Raw genomic sequence first — 15,671 nt, 5'->3', positions numbered from 1 at the left:
CCCCCGCCCGGACCGCACGGTCCGGGCCACCAAAGGACACACACATGGACGTTCACGACACGGCCGCCACCGGTGCGGCCAGATGCCCCATGTACGACGGCTCCTTCGCGGCCGACCCGCAGAAGGTCTACGACTACCTCCGGGCCCACGGCCCCGCCGGCCCGGTCGAACTCGCCCCCGGCGTCGACGCCACCCTCGTCGTCGACCACGAAACGGCCCTGCGCGTGCTGCAGAACCCCAACCTGTTCGCGCGCGACGGCCGCCGCTGGACCGCCCTCAACGACGGCCGGGTCCCCCTCGACAGCCCCGTCCTGCCGATGATGGCCTACCGGCCCAACTGCCTGTTCACCGACGGCGCCCAGCACCTCAGGCTGCGCAAGGCGGTCACCGAGAGCCTCGACCGCCTCAACGTCACCCGTATCCGCCGCGACGTCGAGCCGATCGCCGCCTATCTCATCGACCAGTTCAGCGAGCGGGGCCGGGCGGACCTCATCAACGACTACGCCAAGCTGCTGCCGCTGCTGATGATCAACAAGCTCTTCGGCTGCCCCGCCGCCATCGGCGACCGGGTCACCAGCGCGATGGCCGACATGTTCGACGGCAAGGACGCGCTGAAGGCCAGCGACGAACTCACCGCCTGCTTCATGGAGCTGGTCTCCCTCAAGCGCCGCGAACCCGGGGACGACATCACCTCCTGGCTGGTCCAGCACCCCGCCGGCCTCAGCGACGAGGAGCTCAAGGACCAGCTGGTGATGCTGGTCGGCGCCGGAGTGGAGCCCGAGCGCAACCTCATCGCCAACGCCCTGCTCCTGCTCCTGGACCGGGACGGCGAGGACGGGCCGAGCATGCAGATCGAGGACGCCCTCGACCACGTCCTGCTCAACAACCCGCCCATCGCCAACTACGCGACGCACTTCCCGCTCCAGGACGTCGACCTCGGCGGAGTGGTGGTTCAGGCGAACTCCCCCCTGGTCATCAGCTTCGCCGGAGCCAACAGCGACCCCGCGCTCGCCTCGTCGGGCCAGGCCCACAGCCGTGGCGCCCACCTCGCCTGGGGTGCGGGCCCGCACGCCTGCCCGGCCAAGAGCCCGGCCCAGGTCATCGCGGTCACCGCCATCGAGTTGATCCTCAACGCGCTGCCCGACCTGGTCCTCAGCGTCCCGGCCCAGGAACTGCAGTGGCGCCCCGGCCCCTTCCACCGCGCCCTGGCCGCCCTCCCCGTCCGGTTCAGCCCCACCCCGGCCACCCGGATGGCATCGGCGTACGGCGTGCCCACCGCGCCCCGCCCGACCGTCGTCCAGCAACCCCAGCAGGCGGCGCGTGTCCCCGCACCCGCGCCCGCCCCCGTGTCGCAGAAGCCGGCCAAGAAGGGCTTCTGGAGCAGCTTCCTCGAGATCTTCCGTGTGTGACGGCTTAGCACCGCCCGACAGGTGCCGGAGAGAGGACTGACCGCTTCACAAGGTCCTCTCTCCGGCACCTGCGTTCGTTCGGGCGACAGACCGGCTCTCCCGCGGCCGACAGGCCCTTCTTCGGGCAGAATCGCGGTGCATGGAGTACTACGACCTCGGCTCTCACGGCCGTCCCGTCACCACCGACTCCGCCGAGGCCCAACTCTGGTTCGACCGCGGCCTGGTGTGGACGTACGCCTTTCATCACGAGGAGGCCGTGGCCTGCTTCGAGAAGGCGGCCGCCGCCGACCCGGACTGCGCGATGGCCCACTGGGGCATCGCCTACGCGCTCGGCCCCAACTACAACAAACCCTGGGAGTTCTTCGACGACCGGGACCTGGCCCGGACCGTCGAGCGCACCCATACGGCCGTCGAGGCCGCGCACCACAAGGCGGCCACCCGGGCCACCGCGGTAGAGCGGGCCCTGATCGGCGCCCTGCGCTCCCGCTACCCGCAGGCCGAGCCCGCCGAGGACTGCGCGGTGTGGAACGTGCCGTACGCCGACAGCATGGCCGCCGTCCATGAACTCGCCCCGGACGACGCGGACGTGGCCGCGCTGTACGCGGACGCGCTGATGAACCTCACGCCCTGGCAGCTGTGGGACCTGCGCACCGGCGAACCCGCCGCCGGCGCTCGCACCCGCGAGGCACGGGCCGTCCTGGAAGGGGCGCTCGCCGGCGCCTCCGGTCGCAGCCACCCGGGCGTCCTGCACCTGTACGTCCACCTCATGGAGATGTCGCCCACGCCCGAACTGGCCCTGCCCGTCGCGGACCGGCTGCGTGGTCTGGTGCCCGACGCCGGACACCTGCTGCACATGCCCTCGCACCTGGAGGTGCTGTGCGGCGACTACCGGCGAGTGGTGACGGACAACAGCGCCGCGATCGCCGCCGACGAGAAGGCCCTCGCCCGGGCCGGAGCAATGAACTTCTACACGCTCTACCGCTCGCACAACTACCACTTCAAGATCTACGGCGCGATGTTCCTGGGCCAGTCGCAGACCGCTCTGGAGACCGCCGCCCAGCTGGAGGAGTCGATCCCGGAAGGGCTGCTGCGGGTGGAGAGCCCGCCCATGGCCGACTGGCTGGAGGGATTCCTCGCGATGCGCGTCCACGTCCTGATCCGCTTCGGCCGCTGGGCCGACATCCTGGACCTTCCGCTGCCCGCCGACCCACGCCTGTTCTGCGTGACGACCGCAATGCTCCACTACGCCCGCGGTGTCGCCTGGTCCGCCCTCGGCCGCATCACGGAGGCGGAGGGCGAACGCGCCCTGTTCCACGAGGCGGTCGGCGAGGTCCCCGAGACCCGCATGCTCTTCAACAACACGTGCGCCGACATCCTGGCCGTCGCCTCGGCGATGCTGGACGGCGAACTCGCCTACCGCAAGGGCGAGTTCGACACCGCCTTCGCGGCCTTGGAGCGATCGGTCGAGCTGGACGACAACCTCCCCTACGACGAGCCCTGGGGCTGGATGCAGCCGACCCGGCACGCCTACGGCGCCCTCCTGCTCGAACAGGGTCGCGTCACCGAGGCCGAGGCCGTCTACCGCGCCGACCTCGGCCTTGACGACACCCTCCCGCGCCCGCTCCAGCACCCGGGCAACGTGTGGGCGCTGCACGGCCTCCACGAGTGCCTGGTCCGCGGGGGGAAGGAAGGAGAGGCACGGATCATCGCCCAGCAACTGCGGGTCGCCGCCGCGCTGGCAGACGTACCGGTGCAGGCCTCGTGCTTCTGCCGTCTGGAGACCGGTTCGGGTTGCTGCGGACAGGCTCGCGTCAACAGGGCGGCGTCGGTCCATGACCGCCGTCCGGCCGCCCGAAGGAGGCGCGGGCGCCCGACTGGTGACCCGAGGCATCGTGACCGGCACTAATGTCCTCGGCATGAGCGAAAACTCCGTGCGGTCCGTCACCGTCGAACGCACCAGCACCGGCCACTACGTCGCTACCAACACCCGGGGCGGCACGATCAGTTTCGGTACCGGCTCCGGCAGCGAGTTCACCCCGGTCGAACTGCTTCTCGCCGCGCTCGGCGGCTGCACGGCGGTCGACGTCGACCTCGCCACCAGCCGCCACGCCGAGCCGAGCTCCTTCACCGTCGAGGTGAGCGGCAACAAGGTCGACGACGAACTCGGCAACCGGCTGACCGACCTCGCGGTCACCTTCACCGTGGCCTTCCCCGACGGCGAGGGCGCGGACCGGGCCCGCATGATCCTGCCCCGTGCGGTGAAGACCTCCCACGACCGCCTGTGCACGGTCAGCCGCACGGTCGAGATCGGCACGCCCGTCACGGCGACCGTCGAGGACGCCTGACCGCTGCGTAGCCTGTCCCCGTGTCAGCCTCCCGCCTTCGCCGCGTCGCCGTTCTCGTCCTCGAAGGCGCGAAGCCCCTGGACGTCGGCATCCCCGCGCAGGTGTTCACCACGCGCGCGAGCATGCCGTACGAGGTACGGCTGTGCGGCGCGGCCCCGGGGCTGGTGAGCGGCGGGGACGGGCTGTCGTACCACGTCGCCCACGGTCTGGAGGCGCTCGCGTGGGCGGACCTCGTCTTCATCCCCGGCTACCGGTTCCCGGACCGCGAGGACCCGCCGACGGCCGTCGTCCAGGCCCTGGTCGCCGCTCACAGCAGGGGCGCCCGGCTCGCCGCCATCTCGACCGGCGCCTTCGCACTGGCCGCGACCGGCCTGCTCGACCGGCGGCGCGCCACGACCCACTGGCACTACACGAGAGCGCTCGCGGCGAGGCATCCTCTGGTCCGGGTCGACGAGAACGTGCTGTTCGTCGACGAGGGCAGCGTGCTGACGTCGGCCGGCGCCGCCTCCGGCATCGACCTGTGTCTGCACATCCTGCGCGGCGACCTCGGCGTCGCCGCGTCCAACCACGCGGCCCGGCGCCTGGTCGCGGCCCCCTACCGCAGCGGTGGCCAGGCGCAGTACGTGCCGCGCAGCGTTCCCGAGCCACTCGGTGAGCGCTTCGCCGCCACCCGGGAGTGGGCCCTGCACCGGCTCGACCAGCCCCTCACCCTCGACGTCCTGGCGCGGCAGGCGGCGGTGTCGCCGCGTACGTTCTCACGCCGCTTCGTCGAGGAGACCGGGTACACGCCGATGCAGTGGGTCATGCGGGCCCGCATCGACATGGCCCGCGAGCTGCTGGAGCGGTCGCAGCGGAGTGTCGAGCAGATCGCCACCGACGTCGGCCTCGGGACGGGCGCGAATCTGCGGACGCACTTCCAGCGGATCCTGGGGACGACGCCGAGCGAGTACCGGCGCACTTTCACCCGGGGCGAGTAGTCCTCCCGCGTCCGCCCTCCGCTTGGCGCGATCCTTTTGAACCGTGGCGATCGCGCCACTGTCAGCGGTGGATGCCGCGCGCGAGCCTGGTGGGCGTAGGAAGTGGACATCGGAAACGGGACACCATTCATGACTCGCATCGCCATCAACGGATTCGGCCGCATCGGACGCAATGTGCTGCGCGCGCTCCTCGAACGCGACAGCGCCCTGGAGATCGTCGCGGTCAACGACCTCACCGAACCCGCCACCCTCGCGAGGCTGCTCGCCTACGACAGCACGGCCGGCCGCCTGGGCCGTCCGGTGACCGTCGACGGGAACACCCTGGTCGTCGACGGCCGCCGCATCACCGTGCTCGCCGAGCGCGAACCTGCGCAGCTTCCCTGGGCAGCACTCGGCGTCGACCTCGTGCTGGAGGCCACCGGCCGGTTCACGTCGGCGAAGGCGGCCCGCGCCCACCTCGACGCCGGCGCGAGGAAGGTCCTGGTCAGCGCGCCCTCGGACGGCGCGGACGTCACCCTCGCGTACGGCGTCAACACCGACGCCTACGACCCGGACGTGCACACGATCGTCTCCAACGCCTCCTGCACGACCAACGCGCTCGCCCCGCTGGCGTCGGTCCTCGACGAGCTCGCCGGCATCGAGCACGGCTTCATGACCACGGTGCACGCCTACACGCAGGAGCAGAACCTCCAGGACGGCCCGCACCGCGACGCCCGCCGCGCCCGCGCCGCCGGTGTCAACATCGTGCCCACCACGACCGGCGCCGCCAAGGCGATCGGCCTCGTGCTGCCGAACCTGGACGGCAAGCTCTCCGGCGACTCGATCCGGGTCCCGGTTCCGGTCGGCTCCATCGTGGAGCTCAACACGACCGTCGCCCGCGACGTGACCCGCGAGGACGTGCTCGCCGCGTACCGCTCCGCGGCCGAGGGCCCCCTCGCCGGCATCCTGGAGTACTCGGAGGACCCGCTCGTCTCCTCGGACATCACGGGCAACCCCGCCTCGTCGATCTTCGACTCGGCCCTCACCCGCGTCGAGGCCCGTCACGTGAAGGTCGTCGCCTGGTACGACAACGAGTGGGGCTTCTCGAACCGCGTGATCGACACGCTGGAGCTCCTGGCGAACGGCTGAGCGACTCTCGGGCAGGTACGGCCCGCGCGTGACGCTCTTGACCGGTGATGATCCCGAACGGCAGGGTCATCACCGGTTGAGCAGCTGACATCGACGTGAACGGGAGCCCGCATGGCCGCAATCCGCGACATCGAGGTCGTCGTCTTCGACGTTCTCGGCACCCTCGTCGACGAACCGAGCGGGCTTCGAGCGGGGATCCGTGAAGCGGTGCCCGCGTCCGACGAGGCACGCGTCGACGAACTCCTCGCGCTGTGGCAGGAGCACGGCGAGCGGGAGCGGCAACGCATCGCCCAAGGAATGCGCGCGTACGCCAACAGCTCGGCCATCGACGCAGAGGCCGCTCAACTGGTCGCCGAGCACACCGGATTCACGGATCCGGCGACCCTGGCCCGGCTGGCCACGGCGGGGCAGCGCCTTCCTCCCTGGTCCGATTCCCTCGGCGGTCTCGAACGGCTGTCCCGGCACTACCCCGTGCTCGGGCTCTCCAACGCCGCACAGACCGTTCTGCTCCGGCTCAACGCCCATGCCGGACTCCGCTGGCACCAGGCCCTGTCCGCGGAGACCGTCCGCGCCTACAAGCCGGCGCCGGAGGTCTACCGACTCGCCCTCGACAGCGCCGGATGCGCGCCGGACCGCGTACTCATGGTGGCCGCCCATTCCTGGGACCTGCGCGGAGCCCAGGCTGCGGGGATGCGCACCGCCTACGTCCACCGGCCCGTCGGTGACCCGCCGACGGGCCGCGACGACTTCGACGGACGCTTTGGCGGCCTGGACGAACTGGTCACCGCGCTGACGGGCCGTTGAATCCCCGTCGCGCTGGGGCTTTCAGAGGAACGGCGTCCCGGCGTCCAGTCCGGACAGCACCCTGCCGTACAGCTCCAGGTTGGCGGCGGGGTTGACGAAGGAGTGCAGATTCAGGGCGTTCAGGTCCCGCACGGCCCGCTGGACCGGCACCTCCAGGTTCAGCGAGGACGCGCCGGACGCGGAACCGATCAGATCCACGGCCTCCTTGCACAGCCGCGCCACATAGCCGGCCTGGGCCCGGATCCGAGCCCGTTCCTCCGTCGTGTAGGAGTTGCCGTCGGCGACCCGGGCGTCCATCAGCGAGACGAAGTCGGCGGTGAGCAGTTCGGCGCAGGAGATCTTCATCGCGGCCTCGGCGAACTGCAGATGGGTGACGGGGGCTTCGTGCTGATGGCCGTAGAACGTGTAGGTGATGCCCCGCTGATGGATGCGCTCACCGAACTCCGCCAGCGTCGCCCTGGCCGGACCGAGCGCGCCGGCCGCCGTCCAGGCGCAGAACAGCAGGAGGACGGGCATGCCGTAGAAGGGGTCGGCGCTGTTGAGGCGAGAGGGGAAGGAGCCGGCCAGCAACGGCCCCAGCGGCAGCACACGGTGGGCCGGGACATGGACGTCTCGGGCCACGACACTGTTGCTGCCGCTCCCGGCCAGACCGGAGACCTTCCAGTCGTCGAGCACGTCGAGGTCGGTCATCGGAACGGCCGTCCACAGCAGGTCCGGAGGGCGGCCGTCACCGGAGTCCGCCACAGCGGTCAGCAGATGCCAGTCGGAGTCCTGACAGCCGGTGGCGAACGGTGAGGCCCCGTCGACCACGTAACCGCCGTCCACCGGACGGGCCTTCGCCTTCGGGACGAGGGTGCCGCTGACCCGTACGCCCGAGTCGGTGAAGATCTCGTCCTGCGCCTCGTCGGGGAAGAGCGCCGCGATGAACGCGCACCCGGCCTGGATCAGCGCCGTGAACCCGGTCGACCCGCACGCGGCCGAGACCTCGCTCAGCACGTCGACCTGCGTGCGCACCGATGACTGGTAACCGCCGTACCGGCGAGGGACGTTCATGCGGTGGACCCCGGCGTCCGTCAGAGCCGCGACGACCTCGCCCGTCACCCGGCGTTCCTGTTCCGAGCGCAGGGCGTGCGAACGGATGAGGGGCTGGAGTTTGCGTACGCGTTCGACGAGTTCGGCGTCCGAGTTCGGTGCGGATGAACCAGCCAAGACACGACCTCCGGGCCCGATGCGCGAGAACCCTCACCGTGACGCCGAATCCCGCGGGTGTCAACGCTCCTTTCAGGCCCAGCTCGCGGCGCAATACATCGGATGGTTCAAGTGATTGGTGAGGCGCCGAGTCATTGACAGGTACAGAGACGCCTCTTAGGTTCCCGGATACACCCGATGTATCAAGGATCCGCCCACTCTGGAGGACGACGATGACCTCACAGCCCGAGAGACACGCGCAGCCACCCCGCAGGGCCGTACTCGGCACCGCCCTCGGGGGAGCCGCGGCGGTCGCGTTACCCGGTACGGCTTACGCCGAAGAACCGATGTCTTCGCAGCGGGTCGCCAAAAGCCCCTGGAAACTCCGCGACACCATGACCACCGACAGCGCCTGGGCCCGTTTCCTGCGCGACCAGGACCTGCTGTGGACCAGGTTGCCGACCCTCTGGTACGAGGGCCCGTTCCTCGGTGACGGCCAGCTCGGCAGCATGATCTACCAGGAACCCGGCGCCAACCAGATCCGTTTCACCGTCCAGCACGGCCGAGTCCAGGACCACCGCCCCGAGTTCGGCAGCGGCTGGGGCACCTGCCGCCTCCCCGTCGGCCACCTCACCCTCGAACCGGTCGGCACCATCACCGCCGTCGACTGGCGGCTGAGCCTGTGGAACGCCGAACTCACCGGCACGGTCACCACCACGGCCGGCACCCTCACCCTCGCTGCCCTCATCCACGACGAGGTCCTGGCCGTTCGGGTGAAGGCCGCCGGCGGTGAACGGGCCACCTGGACCTTCCACCCCGAGGAGGCCATCAGCCCCCGCAAGATCAGCGAGGCCCCGCCCGCCGACTACACCGCCAACCCGCCCTGGACCACGCGGGCCGCCGCCGACGGCACAGAACAGGTCCTCCAGCCCCTCACCGGCGGCGGCCAGACCGCCACCGCCCACCGCCGCACCGGCAAGGACCTGCTCCTCAGCGTCGGCCACAGCCACCCGTCCGACACCGCCGCGGAGGCCGACTCGCTGCGCAACCTCCGCCGCGCGAAGTCGTACAGCGCGCTCAGGGAACGGCACATCCGCTGGTGGCACTCGTTCTACCGCAAGAGCTTCGTGTCGTTCCCCGACCAGCGTCTGCAGAGCTTCCACTGGATCCAGCTCTACAAGGTCGCCTCCGCCAGCCGCGCCGGCGGCCCCGTCATGGCGACCTCCGGACCCTGGCTGGAGCCCACGCCCTGGCCCGCGGTCTGGTGGAACCTGAACGTCCAACTGGAGTACTGGCTCATCCACGGCTTCAACCACCCCGAGCTCGACTCCCTGGCCACCACCCTGCGCCAGAACCAGGAGCAGTTGACCGCCAACGTGCCGGCCGCCTACCGCGCCGACAGCTCAGGCATCGGCCGCAGCTCCGACATGTTCGCCAACCGCGGCGTCGGCCGGCCGGGCACCGGAGCCGAGACCGGCGACCTCACCTGGGCCCTGCACAACGTGTGGCTGTCCTACCGCCATTCCATGGACAAGTCCCTGCTGCGCGACACGATCTACCCCGTACTGCGCCGCGCCATCAACTACTACCTGCACTTCCTCACCCCGGGCAGCGACGGCAAGCTCCACCTGCCCAGCACTCTCTCACCCGAGTATCCCGTCGTACCGCCGCAGGACACCAACTACGACCTCGCCCTGATCCGCTGGGGCTGCCAGACCCTCATCGACTCCGCCGAACTCCTCGGCATCGACGACGAGTTGACCCCGCGCTGGCAGGAGGTCCTCGCCAGACTCACGCCGTACCCGGTCGATGCCAACGGCTTCATGATCGGCGCCGACACTCCCTACGCCCAGTCCCACCGCCACTACTCCCACCTGCTGATGGTCTACCCGCTCTACCTCGTCAACTGGGACCAGCCCGAGAACCGCGACCTGATCACCAAGTCGGTCGTCCACTGGCACGCGTTGACCGGCGCCCACCGCGGCTACAGCTACACCGGCGCCGCCTCCCTGTACGCCATGACCGGCGATGGCGACACCGCGATCACCTACCTCCGCAAGTTCTTCGACCCCACCACCCGTTACCCGTGCCGGCCCAACACCCACTACACCGAGGCCGGCCCGGTCATCGAGACCCCGCTGTCCGCCTCGCAGTCCCTGCACGACATGTTCTGCCAGAGCTGGGGCGGAGTGATCCGCGTCTTCCCGGCCGTCCCGACCGCCTGGGCGGACCTGACCCTGCACAACTTCCGCACCCAGGGCGCTTTCCTGGTCAGCGCCGTCCGCAAGGCGGGGACCACCCGGTTCATCAGGGTCAGGAGCCTGGCGGGCGAGCCCCTAAAGCTCCGGCACGGCCTGACCGGACGCCTCACCGCGGTGCTGGACGACGGCACCCCGGCCCGCACCCGCGACCTCGGCGACGGCACCCTCGCCATCGACCTGCCGCGTGGCCGCGAGGTGCTCGTCCACACCGGCTCCCGTCCCGACCTGAGCATCGCGCCCGTCGCCGTCAGCGAGCCGGGGCCCGCGTGGGGACTGCCGTAAAGGCCACACAACACGGAGGATTCCGATGGCGGTTCCGATCAGAACCGCGGTCGCCGCACTCTGCGCCTCGCTGGCGGCCGCACTCCTCACCACCGCACCCGCACAAGCCGAACAGCACGACCTGGGCGACAGGGCATGGTCCGTGTCCGCAGGAGCACACGCGCCCCGCGCACAGGTCACCCTCGACGACACCACGGGCACGCTGAGCCTCGCCGTGTCCCGGGAGGGCCTTACGGTCATCGAGCCGTCACCCGTCGGCATCGTCACCGAACAGGCCGACCTGTCCAAGGACCTGCGCTTCCTGCACCGCAAGAGCCGTACGGTGCAGGAGCGTTACCGCACCAAGTCCGGCAAACGGCTGGACCGCCGGGTCCGGATGAACGAGACCCGGCTGTCCTTCGCCACCACCGCGGGCGCCCGTCTCGACCTCGTCGTCCGGGCCTCCGTGGACGGTGTCGCCTACCGCTATGTCCTGCCCGCGGGAGCCGGCGACGTCCTCGGGGAGACGTCCGCCTTCAACCTCCCGGCCGACGCGCGGGCGTGGCTCGGCACCTACCGCGTGGACAACGAGGGCCAGTTCGCCCCCTACACCGCCGCGGGCTCACCCACCGGCGAGTACTCCGACCAGGCCCTGTTCTCGACCCCCGGCGGCTACACCCTGCTCGCCGAGTCCGGCCTCACCGGCGCCTACTCCGGCGCCCACCTCGCCCACACCCAGGGCACCGGCACCTACCGCATCGAGCTGGCCGACGAGCGGGTGACGGCCGACGGCCCCCTCGCCACCCCCTGGCGGGCCATGGTCACCGGCGGCCTCGCCACCGTCACCCGCTCCACCTTCACCGACGACCTCGCCCCCGCGTCCAAGGTCCGCGACACGTCCTGGATCCGTCCCGGCACCGTCCTGTGGACCTGGCTCGCGGGCGGCAGGACGGCGGGTCAGAGCCTCACCGCGCAGAAGGCGTACGTCGACTACGCGGCCGAACGCCACTGGCCCTACGAGGCGGTCGACGCCGGCTGGTACTACCGGCCGGGGGAGTGGGACGTCACGAACCCCGACTGGCAGACCGACAGCTGGATACCGGAACTCGTCCGGTACGCCCGCGCCAAGGGCGTCGGCATCATCGTCTGGATCCACCAGCGCGACCTCGACACCCCCGAGGAACGCGCCCGGTGGCTGCCCACCCTGGAGAAGTGGGGAGTGAAGGGAGTCAAGATCGACTTCATGAACTCCGAGGCGCAGCCCATGCTCCAGTGGTACGACACCGTCCTCGCGGAGACGGCCGCCCACCACCTCATGGTCGACTTCCACGGCTCCACGATCCCCAAGGGCATCCAGCGCACCTGGCCGCAGGTCATGACCCTGGAGGGTGTCGCGGGGGAGGAGAAGCGCACCAACACCGCCGCCCACCTCACCACCCTGCCCTTCACCCGCAACGTCATCGGCTCCATGGACTTCACCCCCGGCGCCTTCCAGCGCGTGGGCCTGCGCCCCAACTCCGACGCGGCCGAGATCGGCCTCGCCGTCGCCTACGAGTCGGGGCTGCAGATGTTCGCGGGCACCCCGGAGTCGTACGAGGCCCGGCCGCTCGCCCGGGCCTACTTCGACCAGGTCCCCGCGGCCTGGGACGACACCCGCCTCCTCGCCGGCGAACCCGGACAGGAGGCCGTACTGGCCCGCCGCAGCGGAGACCGCTGGTTCCTGGGCGGGGTCTACGCCGGTGCCGCCCGCACGGCCGAGGTGCCGGTGTCCCTCGGTCCCGGCCGGTGGCTGGTGGAGACGATCCGGGACGGGGCCGACGGACTCGTCCAGGACCGACGGGTGCTGCGCGGCGGCGACACCCTCACCGTCGACGTCGTGGCGAACGGCGGCTTCGCCGGGCTCGCCTGCCCCTGGCGACCGGGCCTCACCACTTGCTATCGCTGAAGGAATCCGCCACCTCCGGCGGCAGCCCTCGCCAGGCTGCCGCCGGAGGTGCCCAAGTGGCCATCGGAACAGGTCAGTTGCAGGACGTTCCCGAATCCACGGCCGTCGTCGTGATCGGCGCCGGCCCGGCCGGGATGACCGTCGCCACGCTGCTGCGGCACAGCGGCATCGACTGCGTCGTCCTGGAACGCCGCTCGCGCGACCACGTGGCGCAATGCCAGCGGGCCGGCATCGTCGAGACGCGCGCGGTCCGCATGTTCGACTCCTGGGGACTGACGGACCGGGTCCTCGGCGGTGTCCCTTACGCCGGCATCCTGGAGTTCCGGGTGGACGGCCGCAGCCACCTCGTGTCCGACAGCGACGGCTCCGACGGTCCCGCGGCCCGCCTGTGCCCCCAGCAGATCCTCGTGCAGAAGCTCACCGCCACCTACCTCAAGGACGGCGGCGACCTGCGAGTTCTCCCACTGGCTCACCCCCACCCTGCACGACGCGGGCGACGCCGAACCCTTCCTGCGCAACCTGGCCCGCGCCCGCCTCGACCGCCTCTTCAACTCCCCGATCGCGGCTCGCGCCTTCGCCGAACTCGTGACGGGCGTGGACCCGACCGGGGACGCGGTGGCCCACGAAATCCGCGGCAACCTTTCCGGGCCCGGCGGCGACTGAGACATCGCAAGGCCCTCCGCCGGAGGCTCGCACGGATCACCAAGGACGCACCAGTGGCATCTCGTTCGCATCGTTCCCCTTCGTCGGGCAGGGGGCGCACGGCCCTCGTCTCGGCGGCCGCCGTCGCCGCCGTGGCGCTCGTGGCAGCGCTGATCCTCGCCTTCAGCCCCGACCACGAGACCGACGCCGGCCCGGCCGCGGCCACGCGCGTCGCCGGCACCCGTGCCACGCCGACCCCGACGACCGAGAAGTCGGAGCCCACCACGGCGTCCCCCTCGGCCTCGGCCCGCACCGGCAGCCCGAAGGCCACCGTGAGCAGCAGCGCCTCGCCCCGCCCCTCGAAGAAGCCGGTCACGCAGCCGGCGCGGAAGACGTCCACGTCGGCCTCGCTGACCGGACGGATCAAGCCGGGCGTCTCCTACGACGGCGTGGCCACCTTCTACGACACCGGCAACGGCGACGGCGCCTGCCTGTACGGCCCCACCGCCGACGTCATGACCGCGGCGATGAACGCCACCGACTACGAGACGTCCAGGGCGTGCGGGGCGTACATCCTCGTCCGCGCCGCGAGCGGCGCCTCCGTCACGGTCCGCATCACCAACGAGTGCCCCCTGCCCTGCGCCCCCGGCCAACTCGACCTCAGCCCCCAGGCGTTCGCGAAGCTCGCCGCCCCCGTGCAGGGTCAGATACCGATCACGTGGAGCCTGCTGAGCCCCAGTACCTCCGACACGATCTCGATCCGGTACAAGACGGGATCGAGCCGCTACTGGTGCGGCATCCAGGCGATCGGCCACCGCAACCCGCTGGCCCGGCTGGAGGTCCAAACCTCCGCCGGGTGGACCGAGTTGCCCCGCACCGGCTACAACTACTTCCTCTCCGAGAAGGGCAGCGGGTGCGGTGCCGCGATCAGGATCACCGACATCTACGGAGAGCGGCTGGAGATCGATGGCATCAGCGTGAAGCCGGACGTCGTGCAGTCGACCGGGGTCCAGTTCGCCCGGCACTGACCCCCCTTCGGTGTCGTGGTGCGGCAACAGTTGTCACTGGCGTGTCACAGCACGCCAGGCCCCCACAACCTGTTGCGCGGTCGTCGTGTCGAACCCCGCGTTGAGACAAGACCAGTCGGCCGGACCAGCCGACTGACGGGGCGTCAATATCCAACGGGGGAACCAGACATGAGCATCACCACGCGCACCACCCGGCGTACCGCAGGTTCGGCCGCCGTCGTGGCGGCCTCCTTCCTGTTGCTGGCGGGAGCGGGAATCCTGGCCGCGCCGACCGCGTTCGCGGGCGTCCCCGGCGGCACCTCCGCCGCCGACCGCAACAACGACTTCAACGGCGACGGCTACGGCGACCTCCTCATCGGGGTCCCGGAGGGCACCGTCGACGGCAAGGAGGGCGCCGGATACGTCACCGTCCAGTACGGCGCTCCCAACGGCATCGGCACCAACAACACCGTGCCCAAGGGCGAGGTCCAGCTCCTCAGCCAGTCGACCAAGGGCGTGCCCGGCACCTCCGAGACCGGTGACCACTTCGGACAGGCCGTCGCGAGCGGCGACCTGGACGGCGACGGCTACGACGACGCGGTCATCGGCACGCCCGGCGAGGACGAGGGCACCCTCGAGGACGCGGGCCGGGTGACCGTCGTCTACGGATCCGCCAAGGGCCTCGACACCGGGCGCACCGGAACCGTCACCGCCGCCAAGCCCGCCGAGGGCGCCCGGTTCGGCCACTCGGTGGCAGCCGCCCGGTTCACCGGCGACATCGACGGCGACCAGCTCGTCGTCCTGGACCAGAAGGTGGGCCTGCACGTCTTCACCTACCACGCCGGCGTCCTGCGCCAGGTCGGCACCCCGCACTCCACCGGCCACACCCTCCAGGCCGCCTACCTGACCACCGGCGACTACGACCGCGACGGCTACGCCGACCTCGTCGTCTCCGGCTACAGCCCCGACGACGACTACATCAAGGGCTGGTCGGCGCTCTACGCGGGCGGAGAAGAGGGCCTGAGCTACCAGCGCGACCTGCACGGCGGCCTGGGCAGCGCCTCCGGCGACATCAACGGCGACGGCTACGACGACCTCGTCGTCGGCCAGCGCAGCGGCGTGGACGAGTCGGCCGGTGACGCGGACGCCCCCGGCGGTCTGGTCGGCGTCTACTACGGCGGCTCGGAAGGGCCCGCCGGCGAGGTGGGCCCCGGCACCGCCCCGCAGTGGTGGTCGCAGAACTCCCCGGGCCTGATCGGCTCGCCCGGGGAGCACGACGCCTGGGGCAACGACCTCTCGGTGTCCGACGTCGACGGTGACGGCTATGCCGACCTGGCGGTGGGCGGGCCCGGCGAGGACGCGGACGGCGAACAGAGGGCGGGCGCGGTGTCGCTGCTGCGCGGCTCGCGAGAGGGCGTGACCGCTACCGGGTACCAGCACTTCGACCAGAACACGCGGGGTATCCCGGGAGCCGCCGAGGCCGGTGACGGCTGGGGCGTCCAGGTGCGGCTGATCGACACCGACGGCGACGGCCGGGCCGAGCTGGTGGCAGCGGCGCCCGACGAGAACGCCGGTGACGGCGCGGTGTGGCTGCTGCCCGCGAGCGGCGACGGCCTGCTCGCCGACGGCTCCCGTTCCTACGGCGCCGCCGCCCTCGGCGGAAGCGCCCACGGCGCCCACTTCGGCGCGGTCATCGACGAGTGA

Annotated in this window: 11 protein-coding genes and 1 pseudogene; 11 read left to right on the top strand and 1 reads right to left on the bottom strand. The window is 71.1% G+C overall.

Annotated features, from left to right (window positions below; genetic code table 11):
• The first annotated feature begins 44 nt into the window (after positions 1-44).
• The 6 genes from ACGFWE_RS01950 (at position 45) to ACGFWE_RS01925 (ending at position 6,663) form a co-directional block, all read left to right on the top strand.
• Complete coding sequence (locus tag ACGFWE_RS01950; protein WP_393597166.1) at positions 45-1,409, top strand: cytochrome P450; 1,365 nt, start codon at positions 45-47, stop codon at positions 1,407-1,409.
• A gap of 139 nt (positions 1,410-1,548) precedes the next feature.
• Entirely contained in the window at positions 1,549-3,315 is a 1,767-nt protein-coding gene (locus tag ACGFWE_RS01945; protein WP_393597164.1) for a hypothetical protein, read from the top strand.
• Between the two features lie 10 nt (positions 3,316-3,325).
• Positions 3,326-3,754 (top strand): OsmC family protein, encoded by a 429-nt coding sequence (locus tag ACGFWE_RS01940; RefSeq protein WP_393597162.1) that lies wholly within the window; start codon positions 3,326-3,328, stop codon positions 3,752-3,754.
• Between the two features lie 20 nt (positions 3,755-3,774).
• Positions 3,775-4,731 (top strand): GlxA family transcriptional regulator, encoded by a 957-nt coding sequence (locus ACGFWE_RS01935; protein WP_393597160.1) that lies wholly within the window; start codon positions 3,775-3,777, stop codon positions 4,729-4,731.
• Positions 4,732-4,860: 129 nt separating this feature from the next.
• Positions 4,861-5,859, top strand: coding sequence for a type I glyceraldehyde-3-phosphate dehydrogenase (gap, locus tag ACGFWE_RS01930; RefSeq protein ID WP_393597158.1), 999 nt, complete (start codon positions 4,861-4,863; stop codon positions 5,857-5,859).
• Positions 5,860-5,970: 111 nt separating this feature from the next.
• On the top strand, positions 5,971-6,663 hold the full coding sequence (locus ACGFWE_RS01925; RefSeq protein ID WP_352385137.1) for a haloacid dehalogenase type II: 693 nt from the start codon (positions 5,971-5,973) through the stop codon (positions 6,661-6,663).
• Between the two features lie 21 nt (positions 6,664-6,684).
• On the opposite strand, the gene ACGFWE_RS01920 is transcribed toward ACGFWE_RS01925, so the two are convergent.
• Positions 6,685-7,872: an acyl-CoA dehydrogenase family protein gene (locus tag ACGFWE_RS01920; RefSeq protein WP_393597156.1), complete on the bottom strand. Its 1,188-nt coding sequence runs from the start codon at positions 7,870-7,872 to the stop codon at positions 6,685-6,687.
• A gap of 212 nt (positions 7,873-8,084) precedes the next feature.
• On the opposite strand from ACGFWE_RS01920, the gene ACGFWE_RS01915 reads away from it, so the two are divergent.
• The 5 genes and pseudogenes from ACGFWE_RS01915 to ACGFWE_RS01895 all read left to right on the top strand — a co-directional run bounded on the left by ACGFWE_RS01915 (position 8,085) and on the right by ACGFWE_RS01895 (position 15,671).
• On the top strand, positions 8,085-10,394 hold the full coding sequence (locus ACGFWE_RS01915; RefSeq protein ID WP_393597154.1) for a Tat pathway signal sequence domain protein: 2,310 nt from the start codon (positions 8,085-8,087) through the stop codon (positions 10,392-10,394).
• 25 nt (positions 10,395-10,419) lie between these two features.
• Entirely contained in the window at positions 10,420-12,318 is a 1,899-nt protein-coding gene (locus ACGFWE_RS01910; protein ID WP_393597152.1) for a glycoside hydrolase family 97 catalytic domain-containing protein, read from the top strand.
• A gap of 134 nt (positions 12,319-12,452) precedes the next feature.
• Positions 12,453-12,683 (top strand): annotated as a pseudogene (locus tag ACGFWE_RS01905) (FAD-dependent monooxygenase); the annotation flags it as partial.
• Positions 12,684-13,034: 351 nt separating this feature from the next.
• Positions 13,035-13,988, top strand: coding sequence for an expansin EXLX1 family cellulose-binding protein (locus ACGFWE_RS01900; RefSeq protein WP_393598896.1), 954 nt, complete (start codon positions 13,035-13,037; stop codon positions 13,986-13,988).
• Between the two features lie 168 nt (positions 13,989-14,156).
• Positions 14,157-15,671: an FG-GAP repeat protein gene (locus ACGFWE_RS01895; RefSeq protein ID WP_352385147.1), complete on the top strand. Its 1,515-nt coding sequence runs from the start codon at positions 14,157-14,159 to the stop codon at positions 15,669-15,671.

The organism is Streptomyces sp. NPDC048523 (genome assembly GCF_043199815.1).
Lineage (GTDB): Bacteria > Actinomycetota > Actinomycetes > Streptomycetales > Streptomycetaceae > Streptomyces.
Note: the sequence above shows the minus strand (reverse complement) of the source record. Positions and strands in the feature narration are given on the sequence as shown.